General features: G+C 70.6%; 13 protein-coding genes. 8 read left to right on the plus strand and 5 right to left on the minus strand.

The window, feature by feature from the left end:
* Position 1 precedes the first annotated feature (1 nt).
* From WA967_RS07605 to csrA, 4 genes are read left to right on the plus strand one after another with little or no spacing between them, the layout of a single operon-like run.
* Positions 2–763 (plus strand): flagellar biosynthetic protein FliR, encoded by a 762-nt coding sequence (locus WA967_RS07605; RefSeq protein ID WP_424420752.1) that lies wholly within the window; start codon positions 2–4, stop codon positions 761–763.
* Positions 760–1,845 (plus strand): EscU/YscU/HrcU family type III secretion system export apparatus switch protein, encoded by a 1,086-nt coding sequence (locus WA967_RS07610; protein WP_424420755.1) that lies wholly within the window; start codon positions 760–762, stop codon positions 1,843–1,845. The genes WA967_RS07605 and WA967_RS07610 overlap by 4 nt, the downstream gene beginning before the upstream one ends.
* The gene (locus WA967_RS07615; protein WP_424420758.1) at positions 1,842–3,899 is read left to right on the plus strand and encodes a flagellar biosynthesis protein FlhA; all 2,058 of its coding nucleotides are present in this window, start codon (positions 1,842–1,844) and stop codon (positions 3,897–3,899) included. Before WA967_RS07610 ends, WA967_RS07615 begins: the two co-directional genes overlap by 4 nt.
* 9 nt (positions 3,900–3,908) lie before the next feature.
* Entirely contained in the window at positions 3,909–4,160 is a 252-nt protein-coding gene (csrA, locus tag WA967_RS07620; protein ID WP_424420761.1) for a carbon storage regulator CsrA, read from the plus strand.
* 7 nt (positions 4,161–4,167) lie between these two features.
* Here csrA and tsaE read toward each other — a convergent pair whose 3' ends face one another.
* Genes tsaE through WA967_RS07635 form a run of 3 tightly spaced genes read right to left on the minus strand, consistent with a single transcriptional unit; the run spans position 4,168 to position 6,112 of the window.
* Complete coding sequence (gene tsaE, locus WA967_RS07625) at positions 4,168–4,650, minus strand: tRNA (adenosine(37)-N6)-threonylcarbamoyltransferase complex ATPase subunit type 1 TsaE (RefSeq protein ID WP_424420764.1); 483 nt, start codon at positions 4,648–4,650, stop codon at positions 4,168–4,170.
* Positions 4,647–5,756 (minus strand): alanine racemase, encoded by a 1,110-nt coding sequence (alr, locus tag WA967_RS07630; protein ID WP_424420767.1) that lies wholly within the window; start codon positions 5,754–5,756, stop codon positions 4,647–4,649. The genes tsaE and alr overlap by 4 nt, the downstream gene beginning before the upstream one ends.
* The gene (locus tag WA967_RS07635; RefSeq protein WP_424420770.1) at positions 5,753–6,112 is read right to left on the minus strand and encodes a holo-ACP synthase; all 360 of its coding nucleotides are present in this window, start codon (positions 6,110–6,112) and stop codon (positions 5,753–5,755) included. The genes alr and WA967_RS07635 overlap by 4 nt, the downstream gene beginning before the upstream one ends.
* Positions 6,113–6,178: 66 nt before the next feature.
* On the opposite strand from WA967_RS07635, the gene WA967_RS07640 reads away from it, so the two are divergent.
* Complete coding sequence (locus tag WA967_RS07640; protein WP_424420773.1) at positions 6,179–7,621, plus strand: family 20 glycosylhydrolase; 1,443 nt, start codon at positions 6,179–6,181, stop codon at positions 7,619–7,621.
* A 268-nt stretch (positions 7,622–7,889) separates the two neighbouring features.
* Positions 7,890–8,723: an endonuclease domain-containing protein gene (locus tag WA967_RS07645; protein ID WP_424420776.1), complete on the plus strand. Its 834-nt coding sequence runs from the start codon at positions 7,890–7,892 to the stop codon at positions 8,721–8,723.
* Positions 8,724–8,907: 184 nt separating this feature from the next.
* On the opposite strand, the gene glmS is transcribed toward WA967_RS07645, so the two are convergent.
* Both glmS and coaA read right to left on the minus strand, forming a co-directional pair.
* Entirely contained in the window at positions 8,908–10,755 is a 1,848-nt protein-coding gene (gene glmS / locus WA967_RS07650) for a glutamine--fructose-6-phosphate transaminase (isomerizing) (protein ID WP_424420779.1), read from the minus strand.
* Positions 10,756–10,823: 68 nt separating this feature from the next.
* Entirely contained in the window at positions 10,824–11,765 is a 942-nt protein-coding gene (gene coaA, locus WA967_RS07655) for a type I pantothenate kinase (RefSeq protein ID WP_424420781.1), read from the minus strand.
* Between the two features lie 98 nt (positions 11,766–11,863).
* On the opposite strand from coaA, the gene WA967_RS07660 reads away from it, so the two are divergent.
* Positions 11,864–13,522, plus strand: coding sequence for a sensor histidine kinase (locus WA967_RS07660; RefSeq protein ID WP_424420783.1), 1,659 nt, complete (start codon positions 11,864–11,866; stop codon positions 13,520–13,522).
* Positions 13,519–14,646 (plus strand): hypothetical protein, encoded by a 1,128-nt coding sequence (locus tag WA967_RS07665; protein WP_424420786.1) that lies wholly within the window; start codon positions 13,519–13,521, stop codon positions 14,644–14,646. Before WA967_RS07660 ends, WA967_RS07665 begins: the two co-directional genes overlap by 4 nt.
* Positions 14,647–14,717: the final 71 nt, after the last annotated feature.

Genomic DNA, 14,717 nt, shown 5'->3' on the forward strand with positions numbered 1-14,717 from the left:
GATGCAGATACCCCTGGATCTCGCGTGGCTGGAGGCGACCATGCTCGCCGGCGTGCGCATCGTCGCCTTCGTCATGATCGCGCCGCCGTTCTCCTACGGCGGCATCCCCGTGCGGATCCGCGCGATGCTCTCGGTCGGCCTGGCACTGGCGATGTCGGGCGCGGTGACCCGGGGATACGAGAACCTGGACACCTGGCCGTTCTTCGCCGCGCTGACCGCGCAGGTGCTCACCGGCGCCGCGCTGGGCTTCCTGGTCGCGGTGTGCTTCTCGGCCGTCCAGGCCGCCGGAGGGCTGATCGACGTGTTCGGCGGCTTCCAGCTCGCGCAGGCGTTCGACCCGCAGTCCCTGGTCAACGGCGCGCAGTTCACCAGGCTGTTCCATCTCACCGCGCTCGTGCTGCTGTTCTCCTCCGGCGGATACCAGCTGGTGCTCGGCGGCCTGGCGCGCAGCTTCACCGCCGTGCCGCTGACCGGCACGCTGAGCCCCGGCCCGGTCTCGGCCGTCCTCGTCGACGGCGTCGTGCAGCTGGTGCTCTCGGCCGTGCAGATCGCCGGCCCGCTGATGCTCGTGCTGTTCCTCGCCGACGCGGGCCTGGGCCTGATCACCCGCGTGGCTCCCGCCCTCAACGCCTTCGCGATGGGCTTCCCGGTGAAGATCCTGCTCACGCTGACCCTGGTCGGCTTCACGTACGCGGCGCTCCCCGGCGTGGTCGACGCCCTCGTGGCCGACGCCCTGCGGATGCTGCAGGAGGCGACTCGATGAGCGACAGCGGCGAGCGCACCGAGAAGGCCACCGAGCGACAGCTGCGCGAGGCCAGGCAGAAGGGCAAGCTGTCCCGCAGCCAGGACCTGACAGCCTGGCTGGGCGTCGGCGCGGCGGCGATCGCGATGCCTGCGGTGCTCTCGGCCGGAGCGTCGGCGGGCACCGAGCAGACCCTCCTGCTGTCCTCGGCGATGAGGGATCCGACCCCGACCACGGCCCTGGAGGCGCTCGCCCGCGGGCTCGGCTCCGTGCTGCCCACGCTCGGCACTCTGCTGGCCGGCGTGGCCATCGTCACGCTGATCGGCTCGGTGGTGCAGGGCGGCCTGCGCGTGCGGCGCATGGAGGGCCGCTTCGAGCAGTTCAACGTCGTCACGGGGCTGCGCCGGGTGTTCGGCATGCAGGCGCTGTGGGAGGGTGCGAAGGCGCTGCTGAAGACCGCCGCCATCGCGCTGGCGCTGTGGACGGTCGTGGCGGGTCTGATCCCCGTGCTGACGGCCAGCGGTGCGCAGTCCATCACCCAGCTGCTGGCCACCGCCGCCGGTGGGGCGACGGGGCTGCTGCAGGCGGCGATCGCGGTGGGCCTGGCCCTGGCCGCCGTCGACGTCTTCGTCGTCATCCGGCGCAACCGCAAGCACACCAGGATGACCCAGCGCGAGGTGCGCGACGAGCACAAGAGATCCGAGGGCGATCCGCTGATCCGCTCGCAGCGCCGCTCCCGACAGCTGGCCATGAGCCGCAATCGCATGATCTCCGCGGTCGCAGGCTCGGACGTCGTGCTCGTGAACCCGACCCACATCGCGGTCGCACTGCGGTACGAGGCCGGCAGGTCCGCCCCGAAGGTGGTCGCCAAGGGCGCCGGCGTCATCGCCGAGCGCATCCGCGAGCGGGCCACCGAGGCCGGGGTGCCGATGGTGCGCGACATCATGCTGGCCCGCGCACTGCACGCCGCGTGCGATCTGGGCCAGGAGATCCCCGAAGAGCTCTACACCGCCGTGGCGCGGGTGCTCGTGTTCGTCGACATGCTCCGACGACGCGGTGCCGCGCGCGGCATGCACTCCATGCCCCCGAGGAGGACCACATGACCCGGCTGCTGCCCAGGATCGCCGTGCCCATCGGCGTCGTCGGCATCATCATGCTGCTCGTCGTGCCCGTGCCGCCCATGCTGCTGGACACGCTGATCATCCTGAACATCATGTTCGCCCTGGTGATCCTGCTGACGACGATGTTCATCAAGAGGCCGCTGGACTTCTCGGTGTTCCCGTCGCTGCTGCTGGTGGCGACGCTGTTCCGGCTGGGCCTGAACGTGGCATCCACCCGCCTCGTGCTGGGCGAGGCGTACGCCGGGCAGGTCATCGAGGCGTTCGGGACCATCGCGGTGGGCGGGTCGCTCATCATCGGCGCGGTGGTGTTCCTCATCCTCGTGGTGATCCAGTTCGTGGTGGTCACCAAGGGCGCCGAGCGCGTCGCCGAGGTGGGTGCGCGGTTCACCCTGGATGCCATGCCCGGCAAGCAGATGGCCATCGACGCCGACCTGAACGCCGGCCTGATCACCGACATCCAGGCGCGCGAGCGCCGCGCAGAGGTCGCCGCCGAGGCGGACTTCTACGGCGCCATGGACGGCGCCTCGAAGTTCGTCAAGGGCGACGCCATCGCCGGCCTGGTGATCATCATCATCAACATCATCGGCGGCATCGCCATCGGCATGGTGCAGCACGGCATGGCCATCGACAAGGCCGTCAGCACCTACAGCCTGCTGACCATCGGCGACGGCCTGGTGACCCAGATCCCGGCGCTGCTGATGGCCGTGTCGACCGGCATGATCGTGACCCGCTCGAACGCCGAGACCGAGATGGGCAGCACGGCGTTCGCGCAGCTGGGCCAGTCGGCGACCGCGCTGTACATCGCCGGCAGCGCGGCGATCGTGATGGCGTTCATACCCGGGATGCCGCTGCTGACGTTCCTCGCCATCGGCGCCCTGCTGATCCTGGCGGGTCAGCGCATCAAGGTCGCCGCGCGGCGGACCGCCGCGGCGACCGCGGCAGACGAGGCCGAGACGCCGGCATCCGAGAGCACCGAGGATCTCATGGAGCGGATGCGCGTGCACGCGCTGGAGATCCTGCTGTCCACCGACGTGGTGGACCTGGTCACCGGCGGCCCCGACGACCTGCTGGCGCGGGTCAAGGCGCTGCGTCGCCGCATCGCCCTGGATCTCGGGCTGGTCGTGCCGCCGGTGCGGACCCGCGACAGCATCGAGCTGCCGCCGTCGACGTACGTGATCCGCATCGCGGGTGTCGAGGCGGGCCGCGGCACGGTGCCCTCCGGCCGCCTGCTGGCCCTGGGCGACGGCCTGGGCGCGCTGCCGGGCACGGCCGTGCACGACCCGGTGTTCGGCCTGGAGGGCAAGTGGATCCCGCTGGAGATGAGGCACAGCGCCGAGCTCGCGGGCGCGACCGTCATCGACCGCGCGAGCGTGGTCGTCACGCACCTGTCCAGCATCATCCACGCCGGCGCGGCGCGCCTGCTCAGCCGCGAGGACGTGCGCCAGCTGACGGATGCCCTCAAGCAGGTGTCGCCGTCGGCCGTGGAGGAGCTCACGCCCGCCCTGCTCTCGCTGGCGGAGATCCAGCGTGTGCTGCAGGGGCTGCTGGCCGAGCGCGTGCCCATCAACGACCTGGGCCGAATCTACGAGGCGCTGGCTCTGCGCGCCCGGGTCTCGACCGAGCCTGAGGGCCTGATCGAGGCCGCCAGGGCAGGCCTCGGGCCGGCGATCGCCGCCCGCTTCGCGGAGAACGGCGTGCTGCGCGTGATCATGATCAACCCGCTGCTGGAGCAGAGCATGCTGGAGAGCCTGCGCGCCGGCGACGACGGACCGCAGATCGTGTTCGACCCGCAGCGGATGGAGGCCGTGATCGAATCCGCACGACAGGCCGCGACGAACGCGGCCGACCGCGGCGGGGAGCCGGTGCTGGTGTGCGCGCCGACGCTGCGCGGCGCCGTGCGGCGCATGATCTCCGCTCAGACAGACGGTCTCCCGGTGCTCTCGTACAACGAGGCCACCGGCGGGACGTTCACGATCGAGACGGTCGGGGTGGTGCGCGACGCGGTGGACGCCGGCGTCGCCGCGCTGCCCCAGTAGGCTGGGCAGATGCTGGTTCTGACGAGAAGGGTCGGAGAGAGCGTCCTGATCGGTGGCGAGATCGAGGTCACGCTGCTCGACATCAAGGGCGACAGTGTGCGGATCGGCGTGAACGCCCCGCGCGAGACCCGCATCCAGCGGGCGGAGATCGTCGAGGCCGTCGGTGAGCAGAACGCGGCGTCCGCGGCGTCGGCCGACGCCGACACCGCCAGGGTGCTGGGCGAGGCCATCGCCCGCCTGCGGGGGAACCCGGACTCCTGAGCCCCGCTCAGCCCTCGATGCGCGCGATCGTCACGAACCGGGGCGCGTCGGCATCCAGCTCCTCGTCGGCCAGATCCGCCACGCCGCCGACCGGACGCTCGATCTCGATGTCCCACCAGGCGTCGGCCACCGAAGGGGCCATCTCCCGGCCCCACTCGATGACGACCACCGAGCGAGTGAAGTCGATGTCCAGATCGTCGAGCTCGGCGGCGGAGCCCAGCCGGTAGGCATCCACGTGCACGAGCGGCGCGCCTCCCCCCAGCGACGGATGCGTGCGGGCGATCACGAATGTGGGGCTCTGCACGGGCCCGCGCACGCCGAGCCCTTCGGCGAGACCGCGCGTGAACGTCGTCTTGCCCGCCCCCAGCGGGCCGGTCAGCACCAGCAGGTCACCGGCCCGCAGCTGCTCGCCGATGTGCAGGCCGAGCCGCTCCATGGCATCCGTGGTCGCGATCTCGTGCCTGCCGAGGAAGGCCGGGTCGATGCTCACGACACCGTCCGTCGCGGCACGCGGGGCCCGATCCGGGTGACGATCTCCCAGTTGATGGTGCCCGCGGCATCCGCCCAGTCGGTGGCCGACGGCTGACCCAGCGTCGGGTCGCCGAACAGCACCACCTCGTCGCCCACCGAGACGGGCTCGTCGCCCACGTCGACGACGAACTGGTCCATGGCGATGCGGCCGGCCACGAAATGCGGGCGTCCGCCCACCAGCACCGGGCCGCGGTTCGACGCCTGCCGCGGAATGCCGTCGGCGTAGCCCAGCGGCACCAGCGCCAGCGTGGTCTCGCGCTCGGTGCGGTACGTGTAGTCGTACGACACGCCGACGCCCGCGGGCACGCGACGCACGGCGGCGACCGCGGCGGTGAGCGTCATCGCGGGGCGCAGCCCCAGGTCGGCCGAGGTTCGCCCCGCGAACGGGGAGAGTCCGTAGAGTCCGAGCCCCACGCGCACGGCATCCAGTCTCGCCTCGGGCAGCGAGATGGCGGCGGCGGTGGCGGCCAGATGACGGATCTCGGGATGGATGCCGAACGACTCGGTCATCTCGAGGATCGCGGTGTACTTCGCCAGCTGCGCGAGGTCGTCCTCGCGGCTCGCGCCGGAGAGGTGGCTGAACAGGCCGACGATGCGGATGCGGCCGATGCGCTCCAGCCGCGCGGCCTCGGCCAGCACGTGCTCCAGCTCGTGCGTGGCGATGCCGTTGCGACTGAGGCCGGTGTCGACCTTCAGATGCACTGATGCCGGCGAACCGGCCGCCTCGGATGCCGCCAGCAGCTGCTCGTACGAGGAGATGCCGATCTCGATGCGCGCCTCGACGGCGTCGTCGAACCGGCGGCCGGGCTCGTGCAGCCAGGCCAGCAGCGGCGCGGTGATGCCGGCGCGGCGCAGTGCGAACGACTCCTCGAGCGTGGCTGTGCCCAGGCGCACAGCCCCTCCGGCGAGAGCCGCCGTGGCGACGGCGGGGGCTCCGTGCCCGTAGCCGTCGGCCTTCACGACGCCGATCACGTCGACGCCGGTGAGCCGGCGCAGGTGGCGCACGTTGTCGGCGATGGCATCCAGGTCGATGCGCGCCTGCCGGAACGGGAAGGTGGGGGTCATGCATCCGTCCTCTCGAGGATGACGTGCGCGATGGCGAGTCCGCCGTCGTGCGACATGGTGAGGTGCACGGCGGTGATGCCGCGCTCGACCAGGACCTCGGCCGTGGAGCCGGTCAGCGCGAACACCGGGCGCCCGGATGGCTCCGAGACGATCTCCATCTCGGTCCAGTGCACGCCGTCGCTGCCGCCGAGCGCCTTGATGAGCGCCTCCTTCGCGGCGTACCGCGCGGCCAGGGAGTGCAGCCTGCGCTGCTGCTCGGAGGGGGTGAACAGCCGCTGCAGCAGGCGCGGCGTGCGGGTCACCGAGCGCTCGAAGCGCGCGATATCGACGAGGTCGATTCCCGTGCCCATGATCACCCTGCCAGCCTACTCGCGGGCGTCACGACGGTTGGTGGGCGGGCTCGCGCAGGATAGATTTTGTTCATGGTCTTCACTTACGCGCCGCTGGTGCCGCTGCCCGCCCGCATCACCGACGTCGCCGGTTCGCTCGCGATTCCTCGCGTGCGCATCATCGGCGATGCGGACGCCGCCGCCGCGCTACGCGGCGATCTGGCCCTGCGCACGGCAGCCCGACTGCCCGAGGGCACGGATCCGGATGCCGTGGAGATCACGCTCTCGCTCGTCGGCCAGGGCGCGCAGGAGGCGTACACCCTGGACACGCGCGGCGACGGCATCCGCATCCACGGCCACGACGCAGCCGGGCTCTTCTACGGCACGCGCACCCTGCTGCAGCTGCTGCAGGAGACCCCCGACGGCTGGGCCGTGCCGCGCGTGCTCGTCGACGATGTCCCGCGCTTCGCCTACCGCGGGGTGATGCTGGACCTCGCGCGGCACTTCTTCTCCGTGGCGGAGATCGAGGCCTACATCGACCGGGCCAGCGCGCTGAAGTTCAACCACCTGCACGTGCACCTGACCGATGACCAGGGCTGGCGCATCCAGATCGACTCGTGGCCGCTGCTGACCGAGCGCGGATCGATCGGCGATGCGGGCCCGTGCGCGGGCGGGTACCTCAGCAAGGACGACTACCGGCACGTGGTCGAGTACGCCGCGGCGCGGCACATGACCGTCGTCCCCGAGGTCGACCTGCCCGGCCACACGCACGCCGTCGGCGTGGCCTACCCCGAGCTCGTCGAGGAGCCGTGGGTCAGCGAGACCGCCGTCGCCGAGGCCGCGGCACTGGGCCAGGACCTGCCCGTGCACGGCGAGCACTTCGCCGGCTGGGCCGTGGGGCACTCCTCGGTGCGCATCCACGAGGAGCGCACGTACGAGTTCGTGGCCGACGTGCTGAACGAGCTCGCCGAGATGACTCCCGGCCCGTACCTGCACATCGGCGGCGATGAGTGCCTGGGCACTTCGGCGGCGGATTTCGCGACGTTCATCGCCCGTGTCACCCGCATCGCCGCGGCCACGGGCAAGACGCCCGTGACCTGGCACGAGGCCGGCGCGGTGGCCGACATCGCACCAGGCACCGTGGGCCAGTACTGGGGAAGCGTGACGCCGCAGGGCGCCCATGCCGAAGAGGCCGCTCACTTCGTCGCCCGCGGTGGGGCGCTGATCATGTCGGCATCCGACCGCACCTACCTGGACATGAAGCCGTCGGAGGACTTCCCGCTGGGTCTGTCGTGGGCCGGGGTCGTGCCGCTGCGGACCGCATACGACTGGGATCCGGCATCCGTCGTCCCCGGTGTCTCCGAGAGCGAGATCCTCGGCATCGAGGCGCCGCTGTGGACCGAGACCGTCGACTCGTACGCCGACCTGGAGACTCTGGTCTTCCCGCGCCTGCTCGCGCACGCGGAGACGGCGTGGTCGCCGCAGGCCGCCCGCGACTGGGACGGGTTCCAGGCCCGCGTCGGCCTGATCGGCTGATCCCGGTCACGGCACGCGGCACACGCGGCTCAGGGCTCGGCGCTCGCCGCACGCGCTGCTCCCGCGCCGGCTCGCGGCACAGATGTCGGTCGAGATCACGGATGTCGGTCCGGATGCCGCAAACGGGCCGACATCCGTACTGTGAGCCGACAGGTGTCCCCGCGGGCCGCGCGTGCACTCCCCCTGCACAGGCGCCAATATCGCCGATTCTCTCCACAGATGCCTGTTCTCACCCGCCGCGCCCGACGGACACGGGGATGCTCGAAGGATGCTGAAACCCGAAGACCTGCTTGAACGATTCGGCGATGTCGCCCGCGGCACTCTCCTGCAGCGGTACGGGTGCACTCGGAAGGAACTGGCGGCTGCCGTCGACGGCGGGCGCATCGACCGCATCCGCCCCGGCGTGTTCGCACTCAGAACGCTCGACCGCAAAGTCCGCTCGGCAGCCGCGCACGGCGGCGAGCTGACCTGCGCCGACGCCCTCCGCGCACAGCGCGTCTGGATTCTCCCCGACCCGGACGACACGGTGCACGTCTGGGTCGGACATGCCGGACGCACCCACCCGCACCCCGGATGCGGCTGCATCGTGCACCACTCCCCCGGCACCGCGCAGGTCGGGATGGCCGACGTGCCGACCGCTCTGGTGCACGCATATCGCTGTCTGAGCACGGAAGCGTTCTTCGCGGCGTACGAATCCGCGTGGAACAGACGACTCATCACGGCGGCTGACCGCCGGCGAATCCGGCGGGAGCTGCCGAAGGCCGCCGCATGGATGCTGGATCTCGCGCGCTCCGATGCCCAGAGCGGCTTGGAGTCGCTGCTGCGCTTTCGGCTGCACCTGCTCGGGATCCGCCTGGACTGCCAGGTGGACATCCCCGATGTCGGGCGGGTCGACTTCGTCGTCGGCGGGCGGCTCATCATCGAGGTGGACGGACGGGAGAACCATGCGAGCGCCGAGCGGCTGCACAAAGACCTGGTGCGGGATGCCGCAGCATCCGGCCACGGATACGAGACGCTGCGCTTCGACTACGCACAGGTCGTCCGCGACTGGGATTCCGTGGTGCGCGCGATCCTGCCCGCACTGGCGCGGGCAGGCGCCTGAGCCGTCCGCGGCCGAGGCTGAGGCAGCGGGACGGATGTCGGCTCAGATCACGGATGTCGGCTCATCCGCGGCATCCGAGCCGACATCCGTACCCTCGACCGACATCCATACCAGCCGGGGGCCGGGGCGGGCGGATGCCGGGGGCGGGGCGGGGGTTGGGGCGGGCGGATGCCGGGGCCGGGGGCTACTCGACCGTGACGGACTTCGCGAGGTTGCGGGGCTGGTCGACGTCCAGGCCCTTCGCGGTGGCGAGGGCCATGGCGAAGATCTGCAGCGGCACGACCGAGAGGATCGGCTCCAGCAGCGGCGATGCCAGCGGGATGCGGATGACCTCGTCGGCGTAGGGCAGCACGGCGGCGTCGCCCTCCTCTGCCACGACGATCACGCGGGCGCCGCGGGCGCGGATCTCCTGGATGTTGGAGACCACCTTCGAGTGCAGCAGCGCGGAGTGGCGCGGCGACGGCACCAGCACGAACACCGGCTGACCGGGCTCGATGAGCGCGATCGGCCCGTGCTTGAGCTCGCCGGCGGCGAAGCCCTCGGCGTGGATGTACGAGATCTCCTTGAGCTTGAGCGCGCCCTCGAGGGCGATCGGGTAGCCGACGTGGCGCCCCAGGAACAGCACGGAGCGGGTGTCGGCCATCCAGCCGGCCAGCTGCGAGACGTGCTCGCTCTCCTCGGCCAGCACCTGCGCGACCTTCTCGGGCAGCACCTGCAGCTCGGCGATCGTCTCGGCGGCTTCGGCGGTCAGCGTGCCGCGCACGCGGCCCATGTGCAGGCCCAGCAGCAGCAGGGCGGTGATCTGCGCGGAGAAGGCCTTGGTCGAGGCGACGGCGACCTCGGGTCCGGCGTGCGTGTAGACCACGGCATCCGACTCGCGCGGGATCGTCGCACCCTGGGTGTTGCAGATCGACAGCGTGCGCGCGCCGCGCTCAGTGGCGTATTTGACGGCCATCAGGGTGTCCATGGTCTCGCCGGACTGGCTGATCGACACGACCAGGGTGTCGTCTCCGATCACCGGGTCGCGGTAGCGGAACTCGTGCGCGAGTTCGACCTCGACGGGCACGCGCGCCCACTGCTCGATCGCGTACTTGCCGACGAGCGCGGCGTACGATGCCGTGCCGCAGGCGGTGATGATGACGCGATTGATGCCGCTGAACAGCTCGTCGTGACCGACGAGCTCGGGGATGACGACCTCGCCGTCGTGGATGCGCCCGCGGATCGTGTTGGCCACAGCGTCCGGCTGCTCGGCGACCTCCTTGGCCATGAACGACGGCCAGCCGCCCTTCTCGGCTGCGGCGGCGTCCCAGGAGACCTCGAACGGCTGCGCCTCGACCGGCTCGCCCTCGAAGGTGGTCACGGTCACGGACGACGGGGTGATCGCGACGATCTGGTCCTGACCGATGGCCAGCGCATGGCGGGTGTGCTCCACGAAGGCCGCGACGTCGGACCCGAGGAAGTTCTCGCCCTCACCCAGGCCGATCACGAGCGGCGAGTTGCGGCGGGCGCCGACGACGAGGCCCGGCTGATCCTGGTGCATGGCCAGCAGCGTGAACGCGCCCTCGAGGCGGTTCACGACGGTGCGGAAGGCTGCGACAAGGTCGCCGGATGCCCGGTACTCGCGCCCCAGCAGGGCCGCGGCGACCTCGGTGTCGGTCTCGCTGAGGAACTCCACGCCCTCGGCGGCGAGCTCGTCGCGCAGCGCGGCGAAGTTCTCGATGATGCCGTTGTGGATGACTGCGAGGCGGCCCTCGTCTGCCAGGTGCGGGTGCGCGTTGACGTCGGTCGGGCCGCCGTGCGTGGCCCAGCGGGTGTGGCCGATACCGGTCGTGCCGTCGCCGAGCGGGGCGTCCTCGAGCGACCCGCGCAGCGCGGCGAGCTTGCCGGCCTTCTTGCGCATGCCCAGGTGTCCGTCAGTGTCGATCACGGCGATGCCCGCGGAGTCATAACCCCGGTACTCGAGACGGGCCAGCCCCGAGAGAAGGATGTCCTGGCTGGGGCGCGGGCCCACGTATCCGACGATTCCACACATGGGTTCCAGGGTAACGGGCACATTTTGCTAGGCATCCGAACGAAAGCGGATGCCGAACGCGCTCCGCCTCAGACCTTCCGCAGCTGCACGCTCTCCACGGCGTGGTCGGCGCCCTTGCGCAGCACGAGGGTCGCGCGGTGCTTGGTGGGCATGACGTTCTCGACGAGGTTCGGCATGTTGATCTCGTTCCAGTACCCGAGCGCCGTGGTCACGGCCTCCTCGTCGGTGAGATGCGCGAACACGTTGAAGTACGACGACGGGTTGGAGAACGCCGCTTCACGCAGCGCGAGGAAGCGGTCGGTGTACCAGCGCTCGATGTGCTTCGGGTCGGCGTCGACGTAGATGGAGAAGTCGAACAGGTCGCTGACGGCCACGTCGTTGGGCGCGGGCGGCGGCTGCAGCACGTTCAGGCCCTCGACGATCACGACGTCGGGGCGGCGCACGACCACGGTCGCGTCGGGGACGATGTCGTAGCGCATGTGCGAGTAGAAGGGGGCACGTGCCTCGGCGGCGCCGCTCTTGACCTCGGTGAGGAAGGAGATGAGCGCCCGGCGGTCGTACGACTCCGGGAAGCCCTTGCGGTCCATCAGCCCACGACGCTCCAGCTCGGCGTTGGGGTAGAGGAACCCGTCGGTGGTGACCAGCTCCACCCGTGGCGTGCCGGGCCAGCGGCTCATCAGCTCGCGCAGCAGGCGGGCGATGGTGGACTTGCCGACCGCGACCGAGCCTGCCACCCCCACGATGAACGGGGTCGTGGAGTCCTCCTCCTGCAGGAACTCGCTGGTGGCAGCTCCCAGCTTGCGGGTGGAGGACGCGTACAGGCTCAGCAGCCGGCTCAGCGGCATGTACACCTCGCGCACCTCGTCGAGGTTGAGGCGGTCGCCGATGCCGCGGATGCCGACGACCTCGGTCTCGCTGAGCGGCTGATCCAGCCCCGCCGACAGGCGCGCCCAGTCGGCCCGGTCGATCTCGCGGTACTGGGACAGCGGCAGGTTGGCGGCGGATGTCACGGGTTACATCGTATCGGCCGTCAGAAGCGCAGGCGGATGCCGGAATCCGGCCGCTTCGCGCCGCCGTCCAGCGCACGGCGCCTGGCTAGACTGTGGCCATGCTGACCGGCTTCCGCGCGCCCTCGCACCCGGTCGCGCGGACTTTCGGCGACGCGCGCTGCCGGTCGATCTGGCAATGGCAGCTGGTGATCGCCTTCACCGTGGTGACGATCAGCGCGGGAGTGGCACTGCTGGCGCCGACGCGGTTCGCCAACGGATGCTTCAGCGCGGGTCTCGTGCTGATCATCGCCATCGCGATCGGGTCGCTGGCGGCGCCCTGGCACCAGATCGGCGCGCCCGGAGTCCTCGTGCTCCCGATCCTGGACATCGTGGCCATCTCGCTGATCGCCATCGGCGACACGCCCGTGGTCGCTTTCTTGTGGGTTCTCCCGATCGCCTGGGTCGGCACGTACTTCTCCGTCGGCGTGCTGATCGGCGCGCTGGCGCTGATCCTGCTGATCTGCCTCGCGGGTCTGCTCGTCCTCGGCATCTCCGTCACGACCTCGATCAACGCCGTCGTGCTGATGATCACGCTGGGCTTCGTCGGGATGATCATGGCGGTGGGCGCACGGCGGAACCGCTCCGCCCGTCAGCTTCTCCGCACCCAGTCCGACCGGCTCACCCGGGCGCTGCAGCGCGTGAACGAGCAGAAGGCCCGGACGAGCCGGCTGATGAACTCGCTGGACGTGGGCGTCGCCCGGGTGGGCCCCACCGGGCTCCTCGAAATATCCAATGACATGTTCCGCACGATCTTCGCCCTGGGCGGCGACGCGCAGCAGCATCCGATCCGCTCCGTGGAGTATCACAGCCGGCGTGGTGCACCCGTGCCCTCCGACCGGACCACGATCGCCCGTGCGTCACGCGGCGAGCGCTTCACCGACGAGGTCGTCTGGCTGTTCGGGTTGGACGGCGAGTGGCGCGCGGTGAAGGCCTCCACGAAGACGATCGATCACGGCATCGTGACCGGCGACGGCCTGCTGCTCGTCGTGGAGGACGTGACCAAGAGCACGGATCCCGACGCCAGCGAGAACGCGAGGCGGCGGACGATCTCGCACGAGCTGCGCAATCCGCTCACGGCGATCCTCGGGCACATCGAACTGCTCATCGAGAGGGATGGGATGCCGGATGCCGCGCTCGAGCAGCTGCGCGTGGTCGACCGGGCTGCGGGCCGCATGGAGCGGCTGATCGACGACGCGCTGTCGAGCCCCGCCAAGCAGCAGGACGACCCGGGCATCGACTTCGACCTGGCCGAGATCGCACGCTCCTCGCTCGAGGGCTTCGCTCCCGCGGCGGACTCCGCCGGAGTCACGGTGGAGTCCGCTCTCGATGAGCCGCTGAGGCTCTGGGGGGATGCGTTCCGCATCCGCCAGGTGGTCGACAATGTGATCGGCAACGCGATCAAGTACGCGCAGCGCGGCGGGAGGGTCTCGGTGACCGGATACCGTCCCACCGCCGACGAGGTCGCCCTGACCGTCGCCGACACCGGCATCGGCATCGCCGGACCCGATCTGCCGCGCATCTTCGAGCGGGAGTTCCGCACCGAGCTGGCCCGTGCGCGCGGCATCCCCGGCACCGGTCTCGGACTGAGCATCTCACGCGACATCATCGTCGCCGCAGGCGGCCGGCTGGAGGTGGAGAGCGAACTGGGCACAGGCACCGAGGTGAGCGTCGTCCTCCCCACTCGGCTCCCCACCTCTCACGACGGAAGGCCCGCATGATCACATCGACGCTCGTCATGCCGATGATCGCGATCTCCACTCTCGCGACCGTGATCTTCATCGGACTCGGATTCCTGCGCCGCCCTTCTCGGGCCACGGCGCTGTGGTCAGCCGCATTCGCGATGGCGATGATCGGGTCCTACGTATGGCTCGCCCAGGAGTACGCCTACCCTGCCGAGCTCCGCGCGCTGGGGTCGTCGCTCGTCGTCGCGCCGATGCCGCTGATCTGGTCCGGGCTGCGTGCGTATCGCGGCCTGCGGCGGCTGTTCCTGCCCCTGACGTTCGCCCTGCTCGCAGCCATCCCGGCGATCCTGCTCACCGCGACGGCGCTCGATGTCTACACGATCGCGTTCCGGGTGGTGTTCACGACGATGTCCGTCTTCGCGGCGCTCATCATCGCCGAACTCGCACGGCTCGGACCGCAGCTGCGCAACGAGGCGCTGCCGTTGATGGCCGTGTCCGCCGCCTACGCGGTCTTCGCCGTGATCACCATCATCAACGGCACCCTGCAGGCGCTGGGCGAGATCCGTCCCGCGGACAGCCTGGCGTTCATCCGCAATCTCAACATGATCGGCGTGAACGTGTACGTGACGTGCGCGCTCGTCACCACGCTGCTCCTCGCGACGCGCTCGGACGACACCTCCTCGGCACCCCAGCGCAGCTTCGAACTCACGGCGCGCAACCGCCTGGGCCGCGCACGGGCTGCCGGTGACGAGTGGTGGGCGATGCTCGACATCCGCCTCGACGACCCCGACGACATCCGGCAGGCCACCAGCGCCGCTGCGTTCACCGAGGTATGCGAGCGATTCGCGCTGGCTGTGGACGGTACGCTGCCCTCGGATGCCGACATCGAGCGGATCAATCCGGCCAGGTTCGTGGCGCTGATCCCCCGTTCGCCCGGCGGCGTGCGGGAGCTGCTGACGGAGCTGCTCGAGCGCGTCACGAAGACCGACGACTCCTCGCCGCCGCTGCCGCTTCGCTCCTCGGCCAGCATCGGCTGGGCGTCGGTGAGTGTCGTGGGGTACGAGTACGACGTGCTGGTCTCGGCTGCATCCGAGGCCGCGGTGACCGCAGCCAGGAAGGGCGGGGACCGCTGGGAGCGGATCCACGGCCCGGACGAGTAGAATTCCTCCCCAGCGTCACATCGGCCTGTTGAAGGGGACCGCGCCGGTAGCCTGGCGTCAGCATTTGTGTC

The organism is Microbacterium sp. (assembly GCF_049650565.1).
GTDB lineage: Bacteria > Actinomycetota > Actinomycetes > Actinomycetales > Microbacteriaceae > Microbacterium.